This is a genomic window from Streptomyces sp. TSRI0107, from assembly GCF_001905845.1.
GTDB lineage: Bacteria > Actinomycetota > Actinomycetes > Streptomycetales > Streptomycetaceae > Streptomyces.
In genome coordinates this window covers 592,102-618,594 of the sequence record NZ_LIVZ01000004.1, presented here as the reverse complement: position 1 = coordinate 618,594, position 26,493 = coordinate 592,102, and the positions used below count along the sequence as shown (strand labels likewise).

General features: G+C 70.9%; 22 protein-coding genes. 16 read left to right on the top strand and 6 right to left on the bottom strand.

The window, feature by feature from the left end:
• Positions 1–5: 5 nt before the first annotated feature.
• Positions 6–329 (bottom strand): PASTA domain-containing protein, encoded by a 324-nt coding sequence (locus AMK31_RS13240; RefSeq protein WP_241842633.1) that lies wholly within the window; start codon positions 327–329, stop codon positions 6–8.
• 120 nt (positions 330–449) lie between these two features.
• Positions 450–956 (bottom strand): GNAT family N-acetyltransferase, encoded by a 507-nt coding sequence (locus tag AMK31_RS13235; protein ID WP_073940792.1) that lies wholly within the window; start codon positions 954–956, stop codon positions 450–452.
• 97 nt (positions 957–1,053) lie between these two features.
• Here AMK31_RS13235 and AMK31_RS13230 point away from each other — a divergent pair, with 97 nt between their 5' ends.
• A complete protein-coding gene (locus tag AMK31_RS13230) occupies positions 1,054–2,343 on the top strand; it encodes a geranylgeranyl reductase family protein (protein WP_073940635.1) in 1,290 nt (429 codons plus the stop codon).
• 380 nt (positions 2,344–2,723) lie between these two features.
• Here AMK31_RS13230 and AMK31_RS13225 read toward each other — a convergent pair whose 3' ends face one another.
• Together AMK31_RS13225 and AMK31_RS13220 are read right to left on the bottom strand one after the other, a co-directional pair.
• On the bottom strand, positions 2,724–3,866 hold the full coding sequence (locus AMK31_RS13225) for a Cmx/CmrA family chloramphenicol efflux MFS transporter (RefSeq protein ID WP_073940791.1): 1,143 nt from the start codon (positions 3,864–3,866) through the stop codon (positions 2,724–2,726).
• A 318-nt stretch (positions 3,867–4,184) separates the two neighbouring features.
• Positions 4,185–5,039 carry a C40 family peptidase gene (locus AMK31_RS13220; protein ID WP_073940634.1) on the bottom strand — a complete coding sequence of 285 codons (855 nt, stop codon included), beginning with the start codon at positions 5,037–5,039 and terminating at the stop codon, positions 4,185–4,187.
• Positions 5,040–5,753: 714 nt separating this feature from the next.
• Between AMK31_RS13220 and AMK31_RS13215 the strand changes: the two genes are divergently transcribed.
• The 15 genes from AMK31_RS13215 to recQ all read left to right on the top strand — a co-directional run bounded on the left by AMK31_RS13215 (position 5,754) and on the right by recQ (position 24,008).
• The gene (locus AMK31_RS13215) at positions 5,754–6,113 is read left to right on the top strand and encodes an NADH-quinone oxidoreductase subunit A (protein ID WP_007383963.1); all 360 of its coding nucleotides are present in this window, start codon (positions 5,754–5,756) and stop codon (positions 6,111–6,113) included.
• 13 nt (positions 6,114–6,126) lie between these two features.
• Entirely contained in the window at positions 6,127–6,681 is a 555-nt protein-coding gene (locus tag AMK31_RS13210) for a NuoB/complex I 20 kDa subunit family protein (protein WP_007383964.1), read from the top strand.
• Positions 6,678–7,439, top strand: a complete 762-nt coding sequence (locus AMK31_RS13205) for an NADH-quinone oxidoreductase subunit C (RefSeq protein ID WP_073940633.1) — start codon at positions 6,678–6,680, stop codon at positions 7,437–7,439. The genes AMK31_RS13210 and AMK31_RS13205 overlap by 4 nt, the downstream gene beginning before the upstream one ends.
• On the top strand, positions 7,436–8,767 hold the full coding sequence (locus AMK31_RS13200; RefSeq protein ID WP_073940632.1) for an NADH-quinone oxidoreductase subunit D: 1,332 nt from the start codon (positions 7,436–7,438) through the stop codon (positions 8,765–8,767). The genes AMK31_RS13205 and AMK31_RS13200 overlap by 4 nt, the downstream gene beginning before the upstream one ends.
• On the top strand, positions 8,764–9,684 hold the full coding sequence (gene nuoE / locus AMK31_RS13195) for an NADH-quinone oxidoreductase subunit NuoE (protein ID WP_073940631.1): 921 nt from the start codon (positions 8,764–8,766) through the stop codon (positions 9,682–9,684). Before AMK31_RS13200 ends, nuoE begins: the two co-directional genes overlap by 4 nt.
• Complete coding sequence (nuoF, locus tag AMK31_RS13190) at positions 9,684–11,033, top strand: NADH-quinone oxidoreductase subunit NuoF (protein WP_073940630.1); 1,350 nt, start codon at positions 9,684–9,686, stop codon at positions 11,031–11,033. The genes nuoE and nuoF overlap by 1 nt, the downstream gene beginning before the upstream one ends.
• Entirely contained in the window at positions 11,030–13,534 is a 2,505-nt protein-coding gene (locus tag AMK31_RS13185; RefSeq protein WP_073940629.1) for an NADH-quinone oxidoreductase subunit G, read from the top strand. The genes nuoF and AMK31_RS13185 overlap by 4 nt, the downstream gene beginning before the upstream one ends.
• Entirely contained in the window at positions 13,531–14,907 is a 1,377-nt protein-coding gene (gene nuoH, locus AMK31_RS13180; RefSeq protein WP_073940628.1) for an NADH-quinone oxidoreductase subunit NuoH, read from the top strand. Before AMK31_RS13185 ends, nuoH begins: the two co-directional genes overlap by 4 nt.
• Positions 14,900–15,511: an NADH-quinone oxidoreductase subunit NuoI gene (gene nuoI, locus AMK31_RS13175; RefSeq protein WP_073940627.1), complete on the top strand. Its 612-nt coding sequence runs from the start codon at positions 14,900–14,902 to the stop codon at positions 15,509–15,511. The genes nuoH and nuoI overlap by 8 nt, the downstream gene beginning before the upstream one ends.
• Positions 15,508–16,350, top strand: a complete 843-nt coding sequence (locus AMK31_RS13170; protein ID WP_073940626.1) for an NADH-quinone oxidoreductase subunit J — start codon at positions 15,508–15,510, stop codon at positions 16,348–16,350. The genes nuoI and AMK31_RS13170 overlap by 4 nt, the downstream gene beginning before the upstream one ends.
• On the top strand, positions 16,347–16,646 hold the full coding sequence (gene nuoK / locus AMK31_RS13165; protein WP_073940625.1) for an NADH-quinone oxidoreductase subunit NuoK: 300 nt from the start codon (positions 16,347–16,349) through the stop codon (positions 16,644–16,646). The genes AMK31_RS13170 and nuoK overlap by 4 nt, the downstream gene beginning before the upstream one ends.
• A 12-nt stretch (positions 16,647–16,658) precedes the next feature.
• The gene (gene nuoL, locus AMK31_RS13160) at positions 16,659–18,605 is read left to right on the top strand and encodes an NADH-quinone oxidoreductase subunit L (RefSeq protein ID WP_073940624.1); all 1,947 of its coding nucleotides are present in this window, start codon (positions 16,659–16,661) and stop codon (positions 18,603–18,605) included.
• 5 nt (positions 18,606–18,610) lie between these two features.
• Positions 18,611–20,182, top strand: a complete 1,572-nt coding sequence (locus AMK31_RS13155; RefSeq protein ID WP_073940623.1) for an NADH-quinone oxidoreductase subunit M — start codon at positions 18,611–18,613, stop codon at positions 20,180–20,182.
• Entirely contained in the window at positions 20,179–21,837 is a 1,659-nt protein-coding gene (gene nuoN, locus AMK31_RS13150) for an NADH-quinone oxidoreductase subunit NuoN (protein WP_073940622.1), read from the top strand. The genes AMK31_RS13155 and nuoN overlap by 4 nt, the downstream gene beginning before the upstream one ends.
• 173 nt (positions 21,838–22,010) lie before the next feature.
• The gene (gene recQ, locus AMK31_RS13145; protein ID WP_073940621.1) at positions 22,011–24,008 is read left to right on the top strand and encodes a DNA helicase RecQ; all 1,998 of its coding nucleotides are present in this window, start codon (positions 22,011–22,013) and stop codon (positions 24,006–24,008) included.
• A gap of 89 nt (positions 24,009–24,097) precedes the next feature.
• On the opposite strand, the gene AMK31_RS13140 is transcribed toward recQ, so the two are convergent.
• Both AMK31_RS13140 and fahA read right to left on the bottom strand, forming a co-directional pair.
• Positions 24,098–25,036 carry a M56 family metallopeptidase gene (locus tag AMK31_RS13140; RefSeq protein WP_073940620.1) on the bottom strand — a complete coding sequence of 313 codons (939 nt, stop codon included), beginning with the start codon at positions 25,034–25,036 and terminating at the stop codon, positions 24,098–24,100.
• A 169-nt stretch (positions 25,037–25,205) separates the two neighbouring features.
• Positions 25,206–26,426, bottom strand: a complete 1,221-nt coding sequence (fahA, locus tag AMK31_RS13135; protein ID WP_073940619.1) for a fumarylacetoacetase — start codon at positions 26,424–26,426, stop codon at positions 25,206–25,208.
• Between the last annotated feature and the right edge of the window lie 67 nt (positions 26,427–26,493).

The following is a 26,493-nucleotide window of genomic DNA, read 5'->3' as shown; positions in this document are numbered from 1 at the left end:
CGGGTTCAAGGAGAGCTGAGCGGGCTCATCGCCCGTGGTTCCTCCGGAGTGATCAGCTCGCGGCGGATGCCGCCGTGCGGCGGGCCCGGGACGCGGGGCTCGCGGACGCCGGAGCCTCCGCCGCCCTCGCCCTCGCCGAAGTCGAACCAGACGGTGACCACGGCGCCGCGTGGTATCTCGGCTCCGGGTGGCGGGTACTGCCGTACGACGTAGTCCACGACCGTGCGCGGGAAGTCCGGCCGGTCCGGTGCGGCGAGCAGCACCCCGTGCGACTCGGCCGCCTCGCGCGCGTCGACGGCCATGAGACCGACGAGTCTCGGCACACGCACTTCGGGTGTTTTGGGTGGTATACGCACAGATGTCACCCCCAGCGGTACTGGCAGGGTAACCGCCCGGGGGTGCCGTCCGGAAGCGTCAGGTGTCTTTCCGTAGCCGACTATTACCGTGCGTCACAACGCCAGTCGGTAGCAGTGCCCCTGCTGCTCGGACTCGGGCGTCGTGAAGGTCTCGGCGAGCCGCATGCCCAGCCGCTGGGTGACCGCGATCGAGCGGGCGTTGCGGGCGTTGACCATCGCCACCACACCGGGCACGTCCGCCGCGCGCAACCGCTCCAGCGTCATCTGCGCGGCGGCGGTGACATAGCCCCGGCCCCAGTGCTCCCGGCCCAGCCGCCAGCCGATCTCGATCTCCCCGGCCGGACCCCACTCGAGAGGCCAGGGCTGCGCGCCGGTGAAGCCGATGACCCGGTCCTCCTCGTCGAGCATCGTCCACAGACAGAAGCCCAGTTCCGCGTCGTGCTTGCGCTGGCGGGCGGTCAGCTCCTCGTAGACGGACAGCCCGGCGGAGCGGCCGCCGTGGAACTCCATCACGTCCGGGTGGTCGAAGACCCGGTGCCAGGCGACGGCGTCCTCGTCGGTGGGGACGCGCAGCCGTACCACGGGGAGCGTTCTGTTCACGGGGCAGCCCTTCAGCCGGTTGATCAATTGTGCTGAATAGACTGCCCATGTCCAGTGCCGGTCGGCACGCAGATTTCGAACTTGGGGAGATCCCGCCGTGACCGAGCCCCTCCTCTCCGACAACACCGCCGACGTGATCGTCGTGGGCGCGGGGCCAGCGGGCTCCACCACGGCGTACCACCTCGCCAAGGCCGGGCTCGACGTCCTGCTGCTGGAGAAGACCGAGTTCCCGCGCGAGAAGGTGTGCGGTGACGGGCTCACCCCGCGGGCGGTCAAGCAGCTCGTGGCGATGGGCATCGACATCTCCGAGGAGGCCGGCTGGCTGCGCAACAAGGGCCTGCGCATCATCGGCGGCGGCGTCCGGCTCCAGCTGGACTGGCCGGATCTCGCCTCCTTCCCCGACTACGGCCTGGTCCGCAAGCGCGACGACTTCGACGAGCAACTGGCCCGGCAGGCGCAGAAGGCGGGCGCCCGGCTGTACGAGCGCTGCAACGTCAGCGGCCCGATCGTCGACGACCGCACCGGCCGCATCACCGGCGTGACCGCCAAGCTCGGCGAGGACAAGCGCGAAGTCTCCTTCCACGCCCCGCTCGTGGTCGCCGCCGACGGCAACTCCACCCGCCTGTCGCTGGCGATGGGCCTGCACCGCCGCGAGGACCGCCCGATGGGCGTCGCCGTGCGCACGTACTTCACCTCCCCGCGCCACGACGACGACTACCTGGAGTCCTGGCTGGAGCTGTGGGACCGCCGCGGCCCCGGCGAGGACCGCCTCCTGCCCGGCTACGGCTGGATCTTCGGCATGGGCGACGGCACCTCCAACGTCGGCCTCGGCGTCCTGAACACCTCCGACTCCTTCAAGGAGCTGGACTGGCGGGAGGTCCTGAAGGCGTGGTGCGCGTCCATGCCCGAGGACTGGGGCTACACCCCCGAGAACATGACCGGCCCGATCCGCGGCGCCGCGCTCCCCATGGCCTTCAACCGCCAGCCGCACTACACCCGCGGCCTGCTGCTGGTCGGCGATGCCGGCGGCCTGGTGAACCCGTTCAACGGCGAGGGCATCGCCTACGCCATGGAGTCCGGCCAGATCGCCGCCGACGTCATCGTCCAGGCGCACGCGCGGGCCACCCCGGCCCAGCGGGAAGTCGCCCTCCAGCGCTACCCGCGCGTGCTCAAGGACACCTACGGCGGCTACTACACCCTCGGCCGCGCCTTCGTGAAGCTCATCGGCAACCCGAAGGTCATGAAGATCGCGGCCCAGCGCGGCCTGACCCACCCGATGCTGATGAAGTTCACCCTGAAGCTCCTCGCCAACCTCACCGACCCGACGGGCGGCGACGCGATGGACCGCATCATCAACGGCCTGACCAAGGTGGCACCGAAGGCCTGATCGCGTTACGGGGCTGCGCCGCGTGCGGGCCGTGCCGGTTGCGATGACGACGCCGGTGGCGGCCAGCGCGGCGCTGACCCAGGGGGCGGCGCGCTGGTTTTTGGCGCCGGGGGTGGCGGCTCCGGCAAGCAGGGGCCGGTGAACGCGCCCGCGTTCAGGGGGCTTGGCCAAGGTCGTGCCGAAGCCCTGATCACGCCACGGGGTTCCGCCGCCCGCGGGCTGTGCCGGCCGCGATGACGACGCCCGTCGCGGCCAGCGCCGCGCTGACCCAGGCGGGGGCGCGCTGGTCGCCCGTGGCGGAGTGGCGGCTCCGGCCAGGAGGGGGCCCGCGAACGCGCCCGCGTTCAGGGGGCTTGGCCAAGGTCGTGCCGAAGCCCTGATCACGCCACGGGGTTCCGCCGCCCGCGGGCTGTGCCGGCCGCGATGACGACGCCCGTCGCGGCCAGCGCCGCGCTGATCCAGGCGGCAGCCCGCTGGTCGCCCGTGGCGGAGGTGGCGGCTCCGGCCAGGAGGGGGCCGGTGAACGCGCCCACGTTCAGCGCGGCGGTGGCGAACGCCCCGCCCAGCGCGGGCGCGTCGGCGGCGGCCTTCAGGGCCCGGTTCACCAGTGCCGAGCCGACGCCGAACGACAGAGCGCCGAGGACGGTGGCCGCGACGAACAGCGGCAGCGCGTGCGCGCCGGCCACGGCCAGCACCGCCCACCCCGCGGGCAGCGCCGCGAGCGCGGGGAACAGGCGGCCGTCGCCCTTGCGGCCCGCCACGGTCACGCCGGCGGACGCGCCCGCCCCGAACGCCGCGAGCAGCCCGGGCACCGCCGCCCCGGGCAGCCCCGTGACGTCGGTGGCGATGACGGCCAGGTAGGCGAAGGTCGCGAACGTCGCCCCGTTGACGACGGCGGCGAGCAGCAGCGCCGACCGCACGGCGCGCGCCGTCAGCACCCGCGCCTCCCGGCGGACCGGGACCTCGGCGCGCCGGGCGGCGTCGGCGGGCGCCGAGCGGAACACCAGCGCCAGCGCGGGCAGGCACAGCGCGGCCACCGCCCAGAAGGCGGCGCGCCAGCCGGCCCGCTCGCCGAGCAGCGCGCCCGCGGGCACCCCGGCGACACACGCCAGCGTCACCCCCGACAGCAGGACGGCGGTCGCCCGCCCCTGCCGCTCCGGAGCGACCAGGGACGTCGCGACGGACATCGCGACGGCGAGGAAACCGGCGTTGACGACCGCGGCGACGATCCGGGTGCCGAACAGCACCGCGAAGTCGTCCGTGACCGCGCCGACGGCGTGGACGGCGACGAACGCCGCGAGAAACCCGGCCAGCGCCCGGCGGCGCGGCCAGTGCGCGCTCCAGGCGGCCATCACGGGGGCGCCGACGACCATGCCGATCGCGTACGCCGACGTCAGGCTCGCGGCGGCGGGCACCGGTACGGACAGATCACGGGCGATGCCCGGGACGAGCCCGGACAGCATGAACTCGGAGGTTCCCTGGGCGAAGACGGCGAGGCCCAGGACATGGATGAAGACAGGCAAGGAGTCCACTCCGGCGTGAGTGTGCGGGCAGGAGCATCCGCGCGCTGGAGGGAAGGAAGAACCGGCCAGGCACGCGGAGCGCGTGTCCGGTCGCCGGAGGCGGGGGCGGCTCGGGGAGCCGTACGACTGTCAGCCTGCGGCCCGCCGCCGGGCGACCGGCGGCTCCGCTCTGTCGGACTCGGGGTTCGTCACGCGAGGCACGCTAGCGGCGGCCTCGCGGGACGGCAACGGAAATACGGCCGGGGAACGGGCGAAGGACGAAGGGCGAAGGGCCGCAGCCCCCGAGCGGCTGCGGCCCTTCCCATGTCGTACGACGGCTCAGAGGACGCGGACCGCGCCCGAGGCCGGGTAGCCGGAGAGGTCCTGGATGACGACGCCCTTGGAGGGGTTCGCGGCGTCCAGGTACTGGCCGTTCCCGATGTACACGCCCACGTGGTACGCGGAGCCCTTGCCACCCCAGTACAGGATGTCGCCGACCGCGAGGTTGGACAGGGAGACCTCGGTGCCCATCATCGACTGGTCCTGCGACACGCGCGGCAGGTCCACGCCGACCTCACGGAAGGCGGCCTGGACGAGGCTGGAGCAGTCCCAGGCGTTGGGTCCGGTGGCGCCCATGACGTAGGCGTCGCCCACCTGGGCCTTGAGGAAGGAGATGACCGTCGCGACGCTGCCACTGGCGGGCGCGGAGACGGACGTGTCGGCGGCGGACGCCGACGTGGACGTCGACGCGGACGCGGACAGGGTGGCCCGCTCGGCGTTCCGCGAGGCACGCTCGGCGGCGGCCTTGCGGGCGGCCTCCTCGGCCTTCTTCTTGGCCTCGGCCTTCTTCTTCGCGTCGGCGAGGTCGGCCTTGGCCTCCTTGGCCGCCTTGGCGGCGGCCGCGTCACGCTCGGCCTGCAGCTCGTAGTTCGCGGCGGCCAGCTCGGTGGCGTCCGCCGACTGGGCGACCTGGGCGGCCAGGTCGGCCGTCAGGGTGGGCAGTTCGATGGTCTGCGTCACCGGTTCGGCGGCGTTGGCGGCCCCCGACGCACCGGCCACTGCCACGGTGCTGAGGATGCCACCGGCAACTCCGGCCCGCATCGCGATCGTCGACGCGCTGCGGCGGGGCTTCCGGTGGCTGCGTATGTGAGCGGTGTGGGACATGAGAACAACCGGTATCAGGGGCTCCTTCATACCTTCAAGAAACGTGTCCTGCGCCACAGTTGTTCAATCGAGCCTCTGAAACGCGGGGCGCGGACTCCTTATTGACGCCTTAACGGACATTGCGGACCCTGCCCCACAAGCCTGTGATCATGGCCTTTCGTCGTTACGCCCGAATTGCCCGCGACCTACCACTGGTTGGGGTGGTTGGCCAAGCCCGGTTCTCATCGGCCTCTCATGAATGTGGCGGAGGTCACGGAACGGTCGCCGCGACGGGCGCGTCCGGCGCGCGGACCGGCGGCCGGCGAGCTCGTGAACGCGTGCACGCGTCCACACCCGGCCCCGCACCTCCCTCCGAGGTGTGAATAGCGCCCTCTATCAAGAGATCAAGTCCAACGCCAATTTGCATGCGCGGGAACCATCTTGATATTGAGACGCCCCCCGCGAGCTGGGCCGACGAGCGGAAATGTCACCAGTAGTGATCACTCTGGTGCTTCTAGTGCGAAGATCACTGCTCATATGACTTCATGATCCTTCGTCAGGTGGTGGAGATCACAAAGCTTGTGGAATACCCCGTGTCGCAGATCACAGAGTGCCGGGCATAAGATGCGAGGCAGTTGGGCTTGTGACCTGCTTCACATGTTCTCGATCTTCGCCGGGACCAACGGGGTTCGTGGGACTGGTGGGGCGGATGTGAGCCCGATGCAACCGCCAGCAGTCAGTGCCGACTGAGAGGAGCGAGGAGCGGTGAACGCGTATGCGCCCATCCTCGTACTGGGAGCCCTCGGGGCAGGCTTTGCGATCTTCTCCGTGGTCATGGCCACGCTGATCGGTCCGAAGCGGTACAACCGCGCGAAGCTCGAGGCCTACGAGTGCGGCATCGAGCCGACCCCCACGCCGGCCGGCGGCGGGCGCTTCCCCATCAAGTACTACCTGACGGCGATGCTCTTCATCGTCTTCGACATCGAGATCGTCTTCCTCTACCCCTGGGCCGTCACCTTCGACGCCCTGGGTGTGTTCGGGCTCGTGGAGATGCTGCTCTTCGTGCTCACCGTCTTCGTCGCCTACGCCTACGTCTGGCGGCGCGGCGGCCTCGAATGGGACTGAGGGACCTTTAGTCATGGGACTCGAAGAAAAGCTGCCGAGCGGCTTCCTGCTGACCACCGTCGAGCAGGCCGCCGGCTGGGTGCGCAAGGCGTCGGTCTTCCCCGCCACCTTCGGCCTCGCCTGCTGTGCCATCGAGATGATGACCACCGGCGCCGGGCGCTACGACCTGGCCCGCTTCGGCATGGAGGTCTTCCGCGGCTCCCCGCGCCAGGCCGATCTGATGATCGTCGCCGGGCGGGTCAGCCAGAAGATGGCGCCGGTGCTCCGGCAGGTCTACGACCAGATGCCGAACCCCAAGTGGGTGATCTCCATGGGCGTGTGCGCCTCCTCGGGCGGCATGTTCAACAACTACGCCATCGTCCAGGGCGTCGACCACATCGTCCCCGTCGACATCTACCTGCCCGGCTGCCCGCCGCGGCCCGAGATGCTGATGGACGCCATCCTCAAGCTCCACCAGAAGATCCAGAGCTCCAAGCTCGGGGTGAACGCGGAGGAAGCGGCCCGCGAGGCGGAGGAAGCGGCGCTCAAGGCCCTGCCGACGATCGAGATGAAGGGGCTGCTGCGGTGAGCGACGCGAACGGCACCAACAGCGCGAACGGGTCGAACGGGGTGAACCCGGAGAAGGACCTGTCCGCCTCCAACCTCCCCGGCCAGCGAGGCCAGGGCGGCGAGGAGATCCGCGTCCAGCGCGGCATGTTCGGCGCGAACAACGGCGGCGACACCTCCGGCTACGGCGGCCTGGTCCGCTCGGTCCGGCTCCCGGGACCGGCGAGCCGCCCCTACGGAGGCTGGTTCGACGAGGTCGCCGACGAACTGGAGGGCGCCCTGGAGGAGCAGGGGCTGCTCCCGGAGAACGCCATCGAGAAGACGGTCGTCGACCGCGACGAACTCACCTTCCACATCGAACGCGAGCACCTGGTCCGCGTCGCCCGCACCCTGCGCGACGACCCGGCCCTGCGCTTCGAGCTGTGCACCGGGGTCAGCGGCGTCCACTACCCCAACGACAAGGGCCGCGAGCTGCACGCCGTCTACCACCTGCGCTCGATCACCCACAACCGGCTGATCCGCCTGGAGGTCAGCGCCCCGGACGCCGACCCGCGCATCCCGTCCCTGGTCCCCGTGTACCCGACCAACGACTGGCACGAGCGCGAGACGTACGACTTCTTCGGGATCGTCTTCGACGGTCACCCGGCGCTGACGCGGATCATGATGCCGGACGACTGGCAGGGCCATCCACAGCGCAAGGACTACCCCCTCGGCGGCATCCCCGTCGAGTACAAGGGCGCCCAGATCCCGGCTCCGGACCAGCGGAGGTCGTACTCATGAGCACGCACACCCCGTCCTCCGCGTCCGCCCGCGAGACCACCGAGGGCACCGTCTACACGGTCACCGGTGGCGACTGGGACGAGGTCGTCCAGACCGCGGCGAAGGCCGACGACGAGCGCATCGTCGTCAACATGGGCCCGCAGCACCCCTCCACCCACGGGGTGCTCCGCCTGATCCTGGAGATCGAGGGCGAGACGGTCACCGAGGCCCGCTGCGGCATCGGCTACCTGCACACCGGCATCGAGAAGAACCTCGAGTTCCGGACCTGGACGCAGGGCACCACGTTCGTGACGCGCATGGACTACCTGACGTCCTTCTTCAACGAGACCGCCTACTGTCTCGCCGTCGAGAAACTGCTCGGCATCGAGGACGAGATCACCGAACGCGCCGAGATCATCCGGGTGCTCCTGATGGAGCTGAACCGGATGTCCTCCCACCTGGTGTGCATCGCCACCGGCGGCATGGAGCTGGGCGCCACCACGATCATGATCTACGGATTCCGTGATCGTGAAATGATTCTCGACATCTACGAGCTCATCACGGGCCTGCGGATGAACCACGCGTACATCCGCCCCGGCGGACTCGCCCAGGACCTGCCGCCCGGCGCGGTGGACCAGATCCGCGAGTTCGTGAAGAAGATGAAGAAGAACCTCCCGGAGTACGACAAGCTCGCCACCGGGAACCCCATCTTCAAGGCCCGCATGCAGGACATCGGCTACCTCGACCTGGCCGGCTGCATGGCCCTCGGCGCCACCGGCCCGATCCTGCGCTCCACCGGCCTGCCGCACGACCTGCGCAAGACCCAGCCGTACTGCGGCTACGAGACGTACGACTTCGACGTCCCGACCGCCGACAGCTGCGACGCCTACGGCCGCTTCCTGATCCGCCTGGAGGAGATGCGCCAGTCGCTGCGGATCATCGAGCAGTGCCTGGACCGGCTCCAGCCCGGCCCGGTCATGGTCGGCGACAAGAAGATCGCCTGGCCCGCCCAGCTCGCCCTGGGACCGGACGGCCTGGGCAACTCCCTCGACCACATCAAGAAGATCATGGGCACCTCCATGGAGGCCCTGATCCACCACTTCAAGCTGGTCACCGAGGGCTTCCGTGTCCCGCCGGGACAGGCGTACGCGGCCGTCGAGTCGCCCAAGGGCGAACTCGGGGTGCACGCCGTCTCCGACGGAGGCACCCGCCCCTACCGGGTCCACTTCCGCGACCCGTCCTTCACCAACCTGCAGGCCATGGCGGCGATGTGCGAGGGCGGCCAGGTCGCCGACGTCATCGTGGCCGTGGCGTCCATCGACCCCGTGATGGGAGGCGTCGACCGGTGACCACCTCTTCTTCGGAGCGCGGCGTCAGCCTGGGCATGCCGGAGCTGCCCGCGCCCGACTACCCGGACGACGTTCGAGAACGGCTCGAGCGGGACGCGCGCGAGATCGTCGCCCGCTACCCCGACTCCCGGTCCGCCCTGCTGCCGCTGCTGCACCTGGTGCAGTCGGAGGAGGGCCACGTCACGCGCACCGGCATGCGGTTCTGCGCGGACACGCTCGGCCTGACCACGGCCGAGGTCACCGCGGTCGCCACCTTCTACACCATGTACCGGCGCAAGCCCTCCGGCGACTACCAGGTGGGCGTCTGCACCAACACCCTGTGCGCGGTGATGGGCGGCGACGCGATCTTCGAGTCGCTCCAGGAGCACCTGGGCGTCGGCAACGGCGAGACCACCGACGACGGCAAGGTCACCCTGGAGCACATCGAATGCAACGCGGCCTGCGACTACGCGCCGGTCGTGATGGTCAACTGGGAGTTCTTCGACAACCAGACCCCGGAGAGCGCCCGGCGCCTGGTCGACGACCTCCGCGCGGGAACCCCGGTCTCGCCCACCCGCGGGGCGCCGCTGTGCACCTTCAAGGAGACCGCCCGGATCCTGGCGGGCTTCCCCGACCCGCGCGAGGGCGCGGTCGAGGCGAGCGGCAGCGCGGGACCGGCGTCCCTGGTGGGTCTTCGCCTGGCGAAGGGGGAGACCGCACCCGCGCGCGTGGTCCACCCGCGGGAGGGCGGGCCGCACGACGAGCCGCAGGACAGGGTCCACGAGCCGTCGCCCACGGAACACCTCAGCTCGCACGACGCGCCGCAGGACACATCGGCATCCGACCCGTCCCACCCGTCGCCCGCCACCGCCCTTGATGGAGGGGCTTCGCCCCGCCCCGCCGACACGGCAGGGCCCACCGCCGAGGAGGGGGAGTGATGACCTTGGCACCCGAGCTGAAAGACCCCAGCCCCGAGAAGCTGCTCGCACCCGTGCTGTCGGCCTTCTGGGACGAGGACCGGTCCTGGAGCCTGGACGTCTACCGGGCGCACGAAGGGTACGAGGGACTTCGCAAGGCGCTCGCCATGTCGCCGGACGACGTGATCGCGTACGTCAAGGACTCCGGTCTGCGCGGGCGCGGCGGCGCGGGATTCCCGACGGGGATGAAGTGGCAGTTCATCCCCCAGGGAGACGGAAAGCCGCACTATCTGGTTGTCAACGCGGACGAGTCGGAGCCCGGGACCTGCAAGGACATCCCGCTCCTCTTCGCGAACCCGCACAGCCTCATCGAGGGCATCGTCATCGCGTGCCACGCCATCAGGTCGTCGCATGCCTTCATCTATCTGCGGGGTGAAGTCGTCCCCGTCCTGCGGCGGCTGCACGAGGCCGTGCGCGAGGCCTACGCGGCGGGCTACCTCGGTAAGAACATCCTGGGCAGCGGACTCGACCTCGAACTCACCGTGCACGCCGGCGCCGGCGCGTACATCTGCGGTGAGGAGACCGCGCTCCTGGACTCGCTCGAAGGCCGCCGTGGTCAACCGCGGCTGCGTCCCCCCTTCCCCGCCGTCGCGGGCCTCTACGCGTGCCCGACTGTCGTGAACAACGTCGAGTCGATCGCGTCGGTTCCCGCCATCATGAAAAACGGCAAGGACTGGTTCAGGTCGATGGGCAGCGAGAAGTCACCCGGCTTCACGCTGTACTCGCTCAGCGGCCATGTCGCCAGCCCCGGCCAGTACGAGGGCCCGCTCGGCATCACCCTGCGCCAGCTGCTCGACATGAGCGGCGGGATGCGGCCCGGACACCGGCTGAAGTTCTGGACGCCCGGCGGCTCCTCGACGCCGATGTTCACCGAGGAACACCTCGACGTCCCGCTCGACTACGAGGGCGTCGGCGCCGCCGGTTCCATGCTCGGCACCAAGGCGCTCCAGTGCTTCGACGAGACGACCTGCGTGGTCCGCGCCGTCACCCGCTGGACCGAGTTCTACGCCCACGAGTCCTGCGGCAAGTGCACCCCGTGCCGCGAAGGCACCTACTGGCTGGTGCAGCTGCTGCGGGACATCGAGGCCGGCAAGGGCGTCATGGCCGACCTCGACAAGCTGAACGACATCGCGGACAACATCAACGGCAAGTCCTTCTGTGCCCTCGGCGACGGTGCCGCCTCGCCGATCTTCTCCTCGCTGAAGTACTTCCGCGAGGAGTACGAACAGCACATCACGGGCCGCGGCTGCCCCTTCGACCCGGCCAAGTCGACGGCCTGGGCCGATCACCGCACGGAGGTGAACGCATGACCGTGACCACCAGTGCTCCCGCAGGCGGCGGAGAGGCGGCGGTCCCCCCGGAAGACCTCGTCACGCTGACCATCGACGGCGCCGAGATCAGCGTGCCCAAGGGCACCCTGGTCATCCGTGCCGCCGAGCAGCTCGGCATCGAGATCCCGAGGTTCTGCGACCACCCCCTGCTCGACCCGGCCGGCGCCTGCCGGCAGTGCATCGTCGAGGTCGAGGGCCAGCGCAAGCCGATGGCGTCCTGCACCATCACCTGCACCGACGGGATGGTGGTGAAGACCCAGCTGACCTCGCCGGTCGCGGAGAAGGCCCAGAAGGGTGTGATGGAGCTGCTGCTCATCAACCACCCGCTGGACTGCCCGGTCTGCGACAAGGGCGGCGAGTGCCCGCTGCAGAACCAGGCGATGTCGCACGGCAACGAGGAGTCCCGCTTCGAGGGCAGGAAGCGGACGTACGAGAAGCCGGTGCCGATCTCCACGCAGGTGCTGCTCGACCGTGAGCGGTGCGTGCTGTGCGCGCGCTGCACCCGGTTCTCCAACCAGGTCGCGGGCGACCCGATGATCGAGCTGGTCGAGCGCGGCGCGCTCCAGCAGGTCGGCACCGGCGAGGGCGACCCGTTCGAGTCGTACTTCTCCGGCAACACCATCCAGATCTGCCCGGTCGGCGCGCTCACCTCGGCGGCGTACCGATTCCGCTCCCGCCCCTTCGACCTGGTCTCCTCGCCGTCCGTGTGCGAGCACTGCGCGGGCGGCTGCGCGACCCGCACCGACCACCGGCGCGGCAAGGTCATGCGGCGGCTGGCCGCCCACGACCCCGAGGTCAACGAGGAGTGGATCTGCGACAAGGGGCGCTTCGCGTTCCGGTACGCGCAGACACGGGACCGGCTCCAGACGCCGCTGGTGCGGAGCGCCGACGGCGTCCTGGAGCCCGCGTCCTGGCCGGAGGCCCTGGAAGCCGCCGCGCGGGGGCTGCTCGCCGCGCGCGGCCGGGCCGGGGTGCTGACCGGCGGACGGCTCACCATCGAGGACGCCTACGCGTACAGCAAGTTCGCGCGGGTGGCGCTCGACACCAACGACATCGACTTCCGCGCGCGCGTGCACAGCGGCGAGGAGGCCGACTTCCTGGCCGCGCAGGTCGCCGGCCGCGGCCGTGACCTGGACGGTACGGGCGTCACGTACACCTTCCTGGAGAAGGCCCCGGCGGTGCTGCTGGCCGGGTTCGAGTCCGAGGAGGAGGCGCCCGGCGTCTTCCTGCGGCTGCGCAAGGCCTGGCGGGGGCACGGGCAGAAGGTGTTCGCGCTGGCCACCCACGCCACGCGAGGCCTGACGAAGGCGGGCGGCACGCTGCTGCCGGCCGCTCCCGGCACCGAGACCGAGTGGCTGGACGCGCTCGCCTCCGGGGTCGGCCTGGACGAGGCCGGCGGCCAGGCCGCCGAGGCGCTGCGCGCCGAGGGCTCGGTGATCGTCGTCGGCGAGCGGCTCGCCGCGGTCGCCGGGGGCCTCACCGCCGCCGTACGGGCCGCCGCGGCGACCGGGGCGCGGCTGGTGTGGATCCCGCGGCGGGCCGGTGAGCGCGGGGCCGTGGAGGCCGGCGCGCTGCCGTCGCTGCTGCCGGGCGGGCGTCCGGCCACCGACCCGCGCGCGCGGGAGGAGGTCGCCGCAGCGTGGGGCCTGGCCGAACTGCCGCACCGCTACGGCCGCGACACCGGCCAGATCGTGGAGGCCGCCGCCACCGGAGAGCTGGGGGCGCTGGTCGTCGCCGGGGTCGAGGTCGCGGACCTGCCCGATCCGGCACGCGCGCGTGCGGCACTCGCCGAGGTCGGCTTCCTGGTCTCCCTCGAACTGCGGCCCAGCGAGGTCACCGCGCACGCGGACGTCGTCCTGCCGGTCGCCGCGGTCGCCGAGAAGGCGGGCACCTTCCTCAACTGGGAGGGCCGGGTGCGCTTCTTCGAGGCGGCGCTCAAGCCCGACCAGATGACCCGGCGCCTCGCCCCGGGCGACGCGCGCGTCCTGCAGATGCTGGCCGACGCCATGGACGTCCATCTGGGCCTGCCGGACCTGCGCACCGTCCGCGCGGAGCTGGACCGGCTCGGCGCCTGGGACGGCCCGCGCGCCACCGAGCCGCTGGAGACCGCGAGCGCCCTGCCCCGGCCCGCCGCCGGGGAGGCGGTGCTCGCCGGGCACCGGCTGCTGCTCGACCAGGGCGTCCTCCAGGAGGGCGACGAGGCACTGGCGGGCACCCGGCACGCCGCCCACGCGCGCGTGTCGGCCGCGACGGCCGCCGAGGCCGGCGTCAAGGACGGTGACGCGCTCACGGTGACCGGCCCCGCCGGCACCGTCGAACTCCCGCTGGAGATCACCGAGATGCCCGACCGCGTGGTGTGGCTGCCGCTGAACTCCACCGGCGGCGGCGTCGCCTCCGACACCGGGGCGCTGCCCGGCTCCCTCGTCCGCATCGGCCCGGCCACGCTCGCGACCGAGGCCCCGAAGGAGGTGGAGGCATGAGCCCGTACCTCGCCGCCGAAGACCTCTCGATGTTCGGCCACGACCCGTGGTGGCTGGTCGTCGTCAAGGCGGTCTTCTGCTTCGCCTTCCTCATGGTGACCGTGCTGTTCTCCATCGTCTGGGAGCGCAAGGTCGTCGCGTGGATGCAGCTGCGCATCGGCCCCAACCGGCACGGCCCCTGGGGCATGCTCCAGTCGCTCGCCGACGGCATCAAGCTGATGCTGAAGGAAGACATCATCGTCAAGCGCGCGGACAAGGTGGTCTACGTCCTCGCGCCGATCGTCGCCGCCATCCCGGCCTTCATGGCGATCGCGGTGATCCCCTTCGGCCCGGCCGGCAACGAGATCTCGATCTTCGGCCAGCGCACCACGATGCAGCTCACCGACCTGCCGATCGCGATGCTCTACATCCTCGCGGTCGCCTCGGTCGGCATCTACGGCATCGTCCTCGCCGGCTGGAGCTCCGGATCGACGTACCCGCTGCTCGGCGGTCTGCGCTCGTGCGCGCAGATGATCTCGTACGAGATCGCCATGGGCGCCGCGTTCGCCTCGGTGTTCCTCTACTCCGGGTCGATGTCGACCTCGGCGATCGTCGAGGCCCAGCAGGACCGCTGGTACATCGTCCTGCTGCCGGTCTCCTTCATCGTCTACATCGTCACGATGGTCGGCGAGACCAACCGCGCCCCCTTCGACATGCCGGAGTCCGAGGGCGACCTGGTCGGCGGCTTCAACACCGAGTACTCGTCGATCAAGTTCGCGATGTTCATGCTCGCCGAGTACGTGAACATGGTGACGGTCTCGGCGGTGTCCGTGACGCTCTTCCTGGGCGGCTGGCGGGCCCCGTGGCCGATCAGCACCTTCTGGGAGGGCGCGAACCACGGCTGGTGGCCGCTGCTCTGGTTCGTCGTCAAGGTGCAGCTGCTGCTGTTCTTCTTCATCTGGCTGCGCGGCACGCTCCCGCGGGTCCGCTACGACCAGCTGATGAAGCTCGGCTGGAAGGTCCTCATCCCGGTCTCCGTGGTCTGGCTGATGCTCGTCGCCACCGTGCGGACGCTGCGGAACCAGAACTACGACTTCGCCGACATCGCCCTCTACGTGGGCGGCGGCGTCCTCGCCCTGCTGCTGCTCTCCTTCGTCGCGGACTTCTTCCGCGACCGCGGCAAGCCGGCCGGGGCGCCCGCCGAGGCCGCTCCCGGATTCGACCCGATGGCGGGCGGATTCCCCGTGCCGCCACTGCCGGGACAGGAGCTCCCACCGGTGCCGCGGCGCCGCTCGCGCCGGGACCGGGAGCTGATTGTCAGTGGCGGGCCCGATACTCACAGTGACGGATCGCTGGGTGGATCCACGGATGGAAAGGAGGCGTCCGATGGCTGAGGAGCCCAAGGAGGCCGGGCAGACGTCGCCCGGTTTCCAGAACCCCGTGGCCGGCTTCGGCGTGACCTTCAAGGCCATGTTCAAGAAGCGGCTGACCGAGCAGTACCCGGAGCAGCAGAAGACCACCGCTCCGCGCTTCCACGGACGGCACCAGCTCAACCGCCATCCGGACGGCCTGGAGAAGTGCGTCGGCTGCGAGCTGTGCGCCTGGGCCTGTCCCGCCGACGCGATCTACGTCGAGGGCGCGGACAACACCGACGAGGAGCGCTACTCCCCGGGCGAGCGGTACGGCAGGGTGTACCAGATCAACTACGCCCGCTGCATCCTGTGCGGCCTGTGCATCGAGGCCTGCCCCACCCGCGCGCTCACCATGACCAACGAGTTCGAGCTGGCCGACTCCAGCCGCGCCAACCTCATCTACACCAAGGAGCAGCTGCTGGCCGGCCTCGAAGAGGGCATGGTCGACACGCCGCACGCCATCTACCCGGGGACGGACGAACAGGACTACTACCGGGGCCTGGTGACCGAGGCCGCGCCCGGTACGGAGCGCCAGGTCGCCGTCTCCAAGGGCGAGAAGCCCCAGGAAGAGGGGGTGGAGGCATGAGCGCGCAGCTCGCCGCCTACTCCACGTCCACCGGAGAGGCCGTCCAGTTCTGGATCCTCGGCACGGTCGCGGTGATCGGCGCCCTGTGCACCGTCTTCATGAAGAAGGCCGTGCACAGCGCGCTCTGCCTGGCCGGCACCATGATCGTCCTGGCGGTGTTCTACCTCGCCAACGGCGCCTACTTCCTCGGCATCGTGCAGATCGTCGTTTACACCGGCGCGATCATGATGCTGTTCCTGTTCGTGGTGATGCTCGTCGGCGTCACGGCCGCGGACTCCCTGAAGGAGACCATCAAGGGCCAGCGCTGGCTGGCCCTTCTCTGCGGGCTCGGCTTCGGCGTCCTGCTGATCGGCGGCATCGGCAGCGCCTCGCTGAAGGACTTCGACGGCCTGGGCACGGCCAACGCGGGCGGCAACGTGGAGGGCCTGGCGGCCCTGATCTTCACCAAGTACGTGTTCGCCTTCGAACTCACCGGCGCCCTGCTGATCACGGCCGCGGTCGGCGCCATGGTGCTCACCCACCGCGAGCGCACCGAGCGCGCCAGGACGCAGCGCGAGCTGGCCGAACAGCGCGTCCGCGAGGGCAAGCACCTCCCGCCGCTGCCCGCCCCCGGTGTGTACGCCCGGCACAACGCCGTGGACATCGCGGGCCTGCTGCCGGACGGCACCCCGTCGGAGCTCACCGTCAACAAGACGCTACGTGAGCGCGGCCAGATCAGGGACGTCTCCGCCGAGGCGCTGAACGACCTGCGGGCGCTGGAGCAGCGCGCGGAGGAGCGCCTGGAGCGCACCGGGATCGAGCCGGCGGCCTTCAAGCGGACCGAGGAGGCGTCGAAGTGAACCCCGTCAACTACCTGTATCTCGCGGCTCTGTTGTTCACGATCGGCGCCACCGGCGTGCTGATCCGGCGGAACGCGATCGTGCTGTTCATGTGCGTGGAGCTGATGCTCAACGCCTGCAACCTCGCGTTCGTCGCCTTCTCCCGGATGCACGGCAACCTCGACGGCCAGATCATCGCCTTCTTCACGATGGTCGTCGCCGCCGCGGAGGTCGTGGTCGGGCTCGCGATCATCGTGTCGCTGTTCCGCGCCCGCCACTCGGCCTCGGTCGACGACGCCAGCCTGATGAAGCTCTAAGGGGTCGCTGAAGTGGAGAACCTGATTGCGCTGCTGATCGCGGCGCCCCTGCTCGGAGCGGCCGTCCTGCTGTGCGGCGGCCGGCGGCTGGACGCCGTCGGCCACTGGATCGGCACGGCCCTGGCGTTCGTCTCCTTCGCCCTCGGCGCGGTGCTCTTCGCCGACCTGCTGGGCAAGGACGCCGAGGACCGCACGCTCACCCAGCACCTGTACAGCTGGATCCCCGTCGAGGGCTTCCAGGCGGACGTCGCCTTCCAGCTCGACCAGCTGTCGATGACGTTCGTCCTGCTGATCAGCGGCGTCGGCTCGCTGATCCACCTCTACTCGGTCGGGTACATGGAGCACGACGAGCGGCGCCGCCGCTTCTTCGGCTACCTGAACCTGTTCCTCGCGGCGATGCTGCTGCTCGTACTCGCCGACAACTACCTGCTGCTGTACGTCGGCTGGGAGGGCGTCGGTCTCGCCTCCTACCTGCTGATCGGCTTCTGGCAGCACAAGCCCAGCGCCGCCACGGCCGCGAAGAAGGCCTTCCTGGTCAACCGGGTCGGCGACATGGGCCTGTCGATCGCGATCATGCTGATGTTCACCACGTTCGGCACTTTCGCCTTCGGGCCGGTGCTGGACAGCGTGGGGGACACCTCCGAGGGCACGCTCACCGCGATCGGCCTGATGCTGCTGCTCGCCGCGTGCGGCAAGTCGGCCCAGGTGCCGCTGCAGTCCTGGCTCGGGGACGCGATGGAGGGCCCGACCCCGGTCTCCGCCCTCATCCACGCCGCGACCATGGTGACCGCGGGTGTCTACCTGATCGTCCGCTCCGGCGGTCTCTTCGACGCGGCGCCCGACGCCCAGCTCGTCGTCACCATCGTCGGCGCGGTCACGCTGCTCTTCGGTGCGATCGTCGGTTGCGCGAAGGACGACATCAAGAAGGCCCTGGCCGGCTCGACGATGTCGCAGATCGGCTACATGATCCTGGCCGCGGGCCTCGGCCCCGTCGGCTACGCCTTCGCGATCATGCACCTGGTGACGCACGGCTTCTTCAAGGCCGGGCTGTTCCTCGGCGCGGGCTCGGTCATGCACGGCATGAACGACGAGGTCGACATGCGCCGCTACGGCGGCCTGCGCAAGTACATGCCGGTCACCTTCGTCACCTTCGGCCTCGGCTACCTCGCGATCATCGGCTTCCCCGGCCTGTCCGGCTTCTTCTCCAAGGACAAGATCATCGAGGCGGCGTTCGCGAAGGGCGGCACCGAGGGCTGGATCCTCGGCGGCTGCGCCCTGCTCGGCGCGGCCATCACCGCGTACTACATGACGCGCGTGATGCTGATGACGTTCTTCGGCGAGGAGCGCTGGCGCAACGCGCCGACGCCGTCCCCGGCCGAGCCCGACGTGGAGCCCGCCGCCGAGACGCGCGGCGCGCACGCCGAGCCGCACCCGCACGAGTCGCCGAAGATCATGACCATCCCGATGATCGTGCTCGCCGTCGGATCGGTCGCGGGCGGCGCCTTCTTCAGCATCGGCGACCGGTTCGTCCACTGGCTGGAGCCGGTCACCGGCTACGAGCACGGCCACCCGCCGGTCAGCGCCGCCACGGTCACCGCGGCGACCGTGGCGTGCATGGTCGTCGGTGTCGCGATCGCCTGGGCGCAGTACGGCCGCCGCCCGGTCCCGGCCGTCGCCCCGCGCGGATCGCTGCTCACCCGGGCCGCCCGCCGCGACCTGCTCCAGGACGACTTCAACCACGTCGTCCTGGTCCGCGGCGGCGAGCACCTGACCCGGTCCCTGGTGTACGTCGACCACACCCTGGTCGACGGAGTCGTCAACGGCACGGCGGCCTCGGTCGGCGGCCTCTCCGGACGGCTGCGCCGAGTGCAGAACGGCTTCGCGCGGTCGTACGCGGTCTCGATGTTCGGCGGTGCGGCGGTCCTGGTCGCCGCGACCCTGCTGATGAGGGCGGTCTGATACCGATGTCCTTTCCCCTGCTGACAGCGACGGCGGTGCTGCCGGCCCTCGGGGCGGTCGCCACGGCCGCCGTCCCGGCCGCGCGGCGCACCGCCGCCAAATGGCTGGCGCTGCTCGTCTCGCTGGCCACGCTCGCCCTCGCGATCGCCGTCGTGGTCCGCTTCGACCCGGACGGCGCCCGCTACCAGCTCACCGAATCCCACTCCTGGATCGCCGACTTCGGGGTCCGCTACGAACTCGGGGTGGACGGCATCGCGGTCGCGCTGATCGCGCTGACCGCGCTGCTGATCCCGTTCATCATCCTCGCGGGCTGGCACGACGCCGACCCGCTGGAGACCGGGAGCAGGCGGTGGCGGCCGACCCAGGGCTTCTTCGCCCTGATCCTGGCCGTCGAGGCGATGGTGATCATCTCCTTCGAGGCCACCGACGTCTTTCTCTTCTACATCTTCTTCGAAGCCATGCTCATCCCGATGTACTTCCTCATCGGCGGCTTCGGGGACCGTGCCCACGAGCACGGCGAGAAGGCGGCGTCCACCCAGCGGTCCTACGCGGCCGTGAAGTTCCTGCTCTACAACCTGGTCGGCGGCCTGATCATGCTGGCCGCGGTGATCGGTCTCTACGTGGTCGCCGGGAACTTCTCGCTCACCGAGATCGCCGAGGCCCGCGCCAACGGCTCGCTCGACATGGCGACGAACACCGAACGCTGGCTGTTCCTCGGCTTCTTCTTCGCGTTCGCGGTGAAGGCGCCGCTGTGGCCGCTGCACACCTGGCTGCCCAACGCCATGCAGGAGTCCACCGCCCCGGTCGCGGTGCTGATCACCGCGGTCGTCGACAAGGTGGGCACCTTCGCGATGCTCCGCTTCTGCCTCCAGCTGTTCCCGGAGGCCAGCAAGTGGGCGACGCCCGCGATCCTCGTCCTCGCCCTGATCAGCATCATCTACGGGGCGCTGCTCGCGGTCGGCCAGCGGGACATCAAGCGGCTGGTGGCGTACGCGTCGATCTCCCACTTCGGCTTCATCATCATGGGCATCTTCGCGATGACCAGCCAGGGCCAGTCCGGCGCCACCCTCTACATGGTCAACCACGGCATCTCGACGGCCGCGCTGATGCTGGTGGCCGGCTTCCTGATCTCGCGGCGCGGCTCCCGGCTCATCGCCGACTACGGCGGTGTGCAGAAGGTCGCCCCGGTGCTCGCCGGCACCTTCCTGATCGGCGGCCTCGCGACCCTGTCGCTGCCGGGACTCGCCCCGTTCGTCAGCGAGTTCCTGGTCCTGGTCGGCACCTTCGCGCGCTACCCGGTGATCGGCATCATCGCCACCTTCGGCATCGTGCTCGCCGCGCTCTACACCCTCGTCCTCTACCAGCGGACGATGACAGGCCCGGTGAAGCCGGAGGTGTCCGCGATGCCGGACCTGCGGGTGCGTGAGCTGGTGGTCGTCGCCCCGCTGGTCGCGCTGCTGATCGTGCTGGGCGTCTACCCGAAGCCGCTCACGGACATCGTCAACCCGGCGGTCGAGCAGACCATGTCGGACGTACAGAAGAAGGACCCCCGGCCCGAGGTGGAGGCGGCCAAGTGAGCGCATCAGCCGTCCACAGCCTGTGGACAACGGCGGCAACCGCAGCCGAACCGATCTCGAAGATCGACGCACCGAAGATCGAGTACGGGCAGCTGGCGCCCATCCTGATCGTCGTGGGCGCGGCGGTCGTCGGGGTGCTCGTCGAGGCGTTCGTCCCGCGCAAGTCCCGGTACTACGCGCAGATGTTCGTCTCCGTCGTGGGCTTCGCCGCCGCCTTCGCCGCGGTCGTCGCCCTCGCCGCCGACGGATACGGCACCACCAAGGCGCGGATCGCGGCGATGGGCGCGATCGCCGTCGACGGTCCGGCCCTGTTCCTTCAGGGCACCATTCTGCTGGTCGCGCTGGTCAGCCTCTTCACCTTCGCCGAGCGGCGCCTGGACCCGGCGGCGCACGGCAACCGGGTCGACTCCTTCGCCGCGCAGGCCGCGTCCGTGCCGGGCAGCGACAGCGAGCGGGCCGCGGTGAAGGCCGGGTTCACCACCACCGAGGTGTTCCCGCTGCTGCTCTTCGCGGTCGGCGGCATGCTGCTCTTCCCGGCGGCCAACGACCTGCTGACGCTGTTCGTGGCCCTGGAGGTCTTCTCTCTGCCGCTGTACCTGCTGTGCGCGCTGGCCCGCCGCAAGCGGCTGATGTCGCAGGAGGCCGCGGTGAAGTACTTCCTGCTCGGCGCGTTCGCCTCCGCGTTCACCCTGTTCGGCATCGCGCTGCTGTACGGCTACGCCGGCTCGATGTCGTACGGCACGATCGCGCGGGTCGTCGACGGCACGATCACCGACGTCACCCCCGCCCTCGCGAACACCATGGGCAACGACGCGCTGCTGCTCGTCGGCACCGCGCTGATCGTGATGGGCCTGCTGTTCAAGGTGGGCGCGGTGCCGTTCCACATGTGGACGCCCGACGTGTACCAGGGCGCGCCGACGCCGGTGACCGGCTTCATGGCGGCGGCGACCAAGGTGGCCGCGTTCGGCGCGCTGCTGCGCATTCTGTACGTGGTGCTGCCGGGCCTGCGCTGGGACTGGCGGCCGGTGATGTGGGGCGTGGCGATCGTCACCATGCTGGGCGGCGCGATCGTCGCGATCACGCAGACCGACATCAAGCGGCTGCTGGCGTACTCGTCGATCGCGCACGCGGGGTTCATCCTCGCGGGTGTCATCGCGACCACGCCGGACGGTGTCTCGTCGGTCCTCTTCTACCTGGGTGCCTACTCGTTCGTGACGATCGGCGCGTTCGCCGTCGTCACCCTCGTCCGGGACGCGGGCGGCGAGGCCACGCATCTGTCCAAGTGGGCCGGGCTGGGGCGCAGGTCTCCGCTGGTCGCCGCGGTGTTCGCGGTGTTCCTGCTCGCCTTCGCGGGCATTCCGCTGACCTCCGGGTTCGCGGGCAAGTTCGCCGTGTTCAAGGCGGCGGCGGAGGGCGGCGCGGCCCCGCTGGTCGTGGTCGGTGTGATCTCCTCGGCGATCGCGGCCTTCTTCTACATCCGGGTGATCGTGCTGATGTTCTTCAGCGAGCCGAAGCCGGAGGGCCCGACCGTCGCCGTGCCGTCGCCGCTGACGATCACGGCGATCACGGCGGGCGTGGCGGTGACGCTGGTGCTCGGTGTGGCACCGCAGTACTTCCTGGATCTGGCAGGTCAGGCGGGCGTCTTCGTGCGCTGACCGGCACGGTCGCGGGGTCGGGCCCCGGTTCCCCGTGAGGGAGCCGGGGCCCGTCCCGTGTGCCACGTCACGCACGGTGACCGGAACCGGCCTGTGGATAACTCCCGGACGTGTCAGTGCGGGCCCCTATCGTGGAGGCAGTGGTCGAGGGACGACGCACGGGGGACGCGACGATGGATGTGACGGGCGGTATCGCCGACATGGCAGTGACACAGAGTGAGGCGCTGGCCACGCTGCACAGGGTCTTCGGATACGAGGCCTTCCGCGGCGAGCAGGAGGCCGTCGTCGAGCATGTGATCGCCGGCGGCGACGCCGTGGTCCTCATGCCGACCGGCGGCGGCAAGTCGCTGTGCTATCAGATCCCGTCCCTGGTCAGACCCGGTACGGGCATCGTCGTCTCCCCGCTCATCGCCCTGATGCAGGACCAGGTGGACGCGCTGCGGGCGCTCGGCGTGCGGGCCGGGTTCATCAACTCCACACAGGACTTCGACGAGCGCCGGGTGGTCGAGGCCGAGTTCCTGGCCGGCGAGCTGGACCTGCTCTACCTCGCCCCGGAGCGCCTGCGGGTCCAGGCCACGCTGGACCTGCTCTCCCGCGGCAAGATCTCCCTCTTCGCGATCGACGAGGCGCACTGCGTCTCCCAGTGGGGCCACGACTTCCGCCCGGACTACCTCACCCTCTCCCTGCTCGGCGAGCGCTGGCCGGACGTCCCCCGGATCGCCCTCACCGCGACGGCCACCCGCGCCACGCACCAGGAGATCACCCAGCGGCTGAACATGCCGACGGCCCGGCACTTCGTGGCGAGCTTCGACCGGCCCAACATCCAGTACCGGATCGTGCCGAAGGCGGACCCGAAGAAGCAGCTGCTGAGCTTCCTGCGCGAGGAACACGCGGGCGACGCGGGCATCGTGTACTGCCTCTCGCGCAACTCCGTGGAGAAGACCGCCGAGTTCCTCTCCCGCAACGGCGTCGAGGCGGTGCCGTACCACGCGGGCCTGGACGCGGGCACCCGCGCCGCCCACCAGTCCCGCTTCCTGCGGGAGGACGGCCTGGTCGTCGTCGCGACCATCGCCTTCGGCATGGGCATCGACAAGCCGGACGTACGGTTCGTCGCCCACCTGGACCTGCCCAAGTCGGTGGAGGGCTACTACCAGGAGACGGGCCGCGCGGGCCGCGACGGACTGCCGTCCACGGCCTGGATGGCGTACGGCCTCAACGACGTCATCCAGCAGCGCAAGCTGATCCAGTCCGGCGAGGGCGACGAGGCGTTCCGCCGCCGGGCGCAGGCGCACCTGGACTCGATGCTCGCGCTGTGCGAGACCGCCGCCTGCCGGCGCGGCCAGCTGCTCGCCTACTTCGGCCAGGAACCGGACCCGGCCGGCTGCGGCAACTGCGACACCTGCCTCACCCCGCCGGAGACCTGGGACGGCACGATCGCCGCGCAGAAGGTGCTGTCCACGGTGGTGCGGCTGCAGCGGGAGCGCGGGCAGAAGTTCGGCGCGGTGCAGATCGTCGACATCCTGCTGGGCAAGCGCACCGGCAAGGTGATCCAGTTCGACCACGACCAGCTGTCCGTGTTCGGCATCGGCGAGGAGCTCTCGGAGGGCGAATGGCGGGGCGTCATCCGCCAGTTGCTGGCCCAGGGGCTGCTCGCGGTGGAGGGGGAGTACGGCACGCTGGGGCTCACCGAGGCCAGCGGGGCGGTGCTGCGGCGGGAGCGGGAGGTGCCGCTGCGCAAGGAGCCCAAGAAGCCGGTGACGGCCAGGTCCGGGTCGTCCTCCGGGCGCGGCGAACGCAAGCCGAGGGCGGCCGCCGCGGAGCTGCCGGAGGAGCTGGTCCCGGCGTTCGAGGCGCTGCGGGCGTGGCGGGCCGAGCAGGCGCGCGAGCAGGGCGTCCCGGCATATGTGATCTTCCACGACGCGACCCTGCGGGAGATCGCCATGGCGTGGCCGGCCTCGGTGCGGGAGCTGGGCGGCATCAGCGGCGTCGGCGAGAAGAAGCTGGCGACGTACGGGGAGGGCGTCCTGGCGGTGCTCGCCGAGCTGGAGGCACCGGCAGGCCCGGCAACGGCCTCCGGGGGCACCGGCGGGACCGGCGAGCCCGAAGCCGACCCCTTCGGCCCGGACGACTGGCCGGAGCCGCAGGACGAGCCGGAGCCCGACTGGGATTAGGCCCTGTCGTCAGATTTCCGCCTGCCCGGCGACGCCATGCACGCACTCTCGCCGCACCGGGCCCTGGCCCACGCGAGCTGCCGGCCCGCTCAGCCGAGTGCCGTCAGGCCCGGCGCGAAGGTGATCAGCAGGGGCAGCAGCGGCACCAGGGCCGCCACCGCCGTCGTCAGGGCCCGATGGCGGCGGCCCAGCCGGGGCGGCGGCTCCAGCAGCCGGTCGACGCGCTCGCCGAGCAGCCGGTGGCTGGAGGCGCAGGACAGCACACCCCGGTGCTGGTTCAGCTCGATCAGCGCGAGTGCGGTGGTGAGGTGACCGCAGCGGCGGGACGCGGTGTCGTCGGCGGCCAGTTCGACGAGGCGGTGCGTCTGGTCGCAGAAGTGGGTGAACAGCGGGATCCGGGGAAAGCCGGTGGCCAGCGCGGTCGACAGGTGCAGCAGCCAGTCGTGGCGGGCCCGGGCGTGGCCGCGCTCATGGGTGAGGACGGCGTCGAGCTGGTGGTCGGTGAGGCGGTGCAGGGCGCCGGTGGTGACGACCAGCTGCGCCGGATGGCCCGGCAGCCACCAGGCGTCCGGGTACTCGTCCTCCAGGACCAGCAGCGGGCCGCGCGCCGCAGGCAGCCCGGCCGGCAGATCCGGGGCGCGTTCACGCAGGTGGGCGCGGGCCTGGCCGCGCCGGCGGCGGGCCTCGACCAGCTCGCGGGCGAGCATCGCGGTGGTCCAGGCGGCGCCGCAGGCCAGCAGCAGGGTGAGCGCGGCCGCCCAGGGCGGTGCGGCGGACAGGTCGTAGGCGGCGGTGACGGCCGGCGGGGCGGGCGCGAAGACATGGTCGCGGACGGTCTGGAAGACCGCCGCCGCGCCCAGGGTCAGGGCGGTGAGACAGCACAGCAGGACGGTGGCGACCAGGCACTGCCACACCCACAGCCCCACCACCGGCTCCCGTTCGGGCCATGCGGCACGGGTCAGCGCGCGGGGGACGGGCACGGCGGCCGTCAGAGCGAGGACGCTCAGCAGGAGCAGGCAGACGGTCATGCCACAGGCTCCGGATCTGGAGTGAGAGGGCGGCTTCGGGTCGTGCTGTGCGGGCGACGGGCGCGCCGCCGGCATCCCACGTCCGTGTCACGCGCAACCGCCCGACGCCAGTATGACGGCGTCGGGCGGTGTGCGTCAGCGGTTGAACAGCGGTGTGAAGCGGGGAGGTTCACTCCGCGGGGCGGGACACGATCGTTCCCGTCACCTCGCCCAACCCCACCCGCGCCCCGCCGGGGCCGGGGGCCCAGGCCGTCAGGGTCACCGTGTCGCCGTCCTCCAGGAACGTGCGCTTGCCGTCGGGGAGGTCGAGCGGGTCGCGGCCGTTCCAGGTCAGCTCCAGCAGGGAGCCGCGCTGGGCGGGCTCGGGGCCGCTGACCGTGCCGGAGCCGTAGAGGTCGCCGGTGCGCAGCGAGGCGCCGTTCACGGTCATGTGGGCGAGCTGCTGGGCGGCGGTCCAGTACATGGTGGAGAAGGGCGGCTCGGAGACGACATGGCCGTTGACGGACACGGAGATCCGCAGGTCGTAGCCGCCGGGCTCGTCGTCCGTGTCGTCGAGGTAGGGCAGCAGCTCGTGGGTGCGCTCCGGCGGCGCGACCCGCGCGTCCTCCAGTGCGTCCAGCGGGGTGATCCACGCCGACACCGAGGTGGCGAACGACTTGCCGAGGAACGGCCCGAGGGGGACGTACTCCCAGGCCTGGATGTCCCGCGCCGACCAGTCGTTGAGCAGGCACAGCCCGAAGACGTGCTCCCGGAAGGCGCCCAGCGGGACCGGGCTGCCCATCGGTGACGGCGTGCCGACCACGAAGCCGACCTCCGCCTCGATGTCCAGGCGGACGGACGGCCCGAAGACCGGCGCGGGGTCGGCGGGCGCCTTGCGCTGGCCCGCCGGGCGGACCACGTCGGTGCCGGAGACCACGACCGTGCCGGAGCGGCCGTGGTAGCCGATCGGCAGGTGCTTCCAGTTGGGGGTGAGCGAGTCGGGGGCGTCCGGGCGGAACATCCGGCCGACGTTGCGGGCGTGGTTCTCGGAGGCGTAGAAGTCGACGTAGTCGGCGACCTCGAAGGGCAGATGCAGGGTCACCGACGACAGCGGGTGCATCAGCGGGGCGACGGTCTCGCGGTGGGAGGGCACCGTCACCCAGGCCGTGAGCGCGCGCCGCACGTCCGACCAGGCGGTGCGTCCGGCCGCCAGCAGCGGGTTCAGCGTCGGCTGTGCGAGCAGGGAGGCGTACGGGGAGCCGAGCACCCGGGCCGCCGCGCCGGCGTCGAGGACGTGGTCGCCGAGCCGCACGCCGACGGTCCGCTCCTCGGAACCGGCGGGTGAGAACACGCCGTACGGAAGGTTGTGCGGACCGAAGGGGTCGCCCTCGGGGACATCGAAGGGGGGCATGGGGTACTGCCTCACTTTCGTACGTGCGGTCCATGCGGTCGCGCCACACGTTACGGCGGTGATCCCC

What these genes read in the sequence shown, in the direction of transcription:
- AMK31_RS13185 (WP_073940629.1), top strand. Translation starts at nt 11,030, where the DNA reads ATGACCGTGACCACCAGTGCTCCCGCAGGCGGCGGAGAGGCGGCGGTC.
- fahA (WP_073940619.1), bottom strand. Translation starts at nt 26,426, where the DNA reads ATGCCCCCCTTCGATGTCCCCGAGGGCGACCCCTTCGGTCCGCACAAC.
- AMK31_RS13210 (WP_007383964.1), top strand. Translation starts at nt 6,127, where the DNA reads ATGGGACTCGAAGAAAAGCTGCCGAGCGGCTTCCTGCTGACCACCGTC.
- nuoH (WP_073940628.1), top strand. Translation starts at nt 13,531, where the DNA reads ATGAGCCCGTACCTCGCCGCCGAAGACCTCTCGATGTTCGGCCACGAC.
- AMK31_RS13140 (WP_073940620.1), bottom strand. Translation starts at nt 25,036, where the DNA reads ATGACCGTCTGCCTGCTCCTGCTGAGCGTCCTCGCTCTGACGGCCGCC.
- AMK31_RS13220 (WP_073940634.1), bottom strand. Translation starts at nt 5,039, where the DNA reads ATGAAGGAGCCCCTGATACCGGTTGTTCTCATGTCCCACACCGCTCAC.
- nuoF (WP_073940630.1), top strand. Translation starts at nt 9,684, where the DNA reads ATGACCTTGGCACCCGAGCTGAAAGACCCCAGCCCCGAGAAGCTGCTC.
- nuoI (WP_073940627.1), top strand. Translation starts at nt 14,900, where the DNA reads ATGGCTGAGGAGCCCAAGGAGGCCGGGCAGACGTCGCCCGGTTTCCAG.
- AMK31_RS13155 (WP_073940623.1), top strand. Translation starts at nt 18,611, where the DNA reads ATGTCCTTTCCCCTGCTGACAGCGACGGCGGTGCTGCCGGCCCTCGGG.
- AMK31_RS13200 (WP_073940632.1), top strand. Translation starts at nt 7,436, where the DNA reads ATGAGCACGCACACCCCGTCCTCCGCGTCCGCCCGCGAGACCACCGAG.
- recQ (WP_073940621.1), top strand. Translation starts at nt 22,011, where the DNA reads ATGGATGTGACGGGCGGTATCGCCGACATGGCAGTGACACAGAGTGAG.
- AMK31_RS13170 (WP_073940626.1), top strand. Translation starts at nt 15,508, where the DNA reads ATGAGCGCGCAGCTCGCCGCCTACTCCACGTCCACCGGAGAGGCCGTC.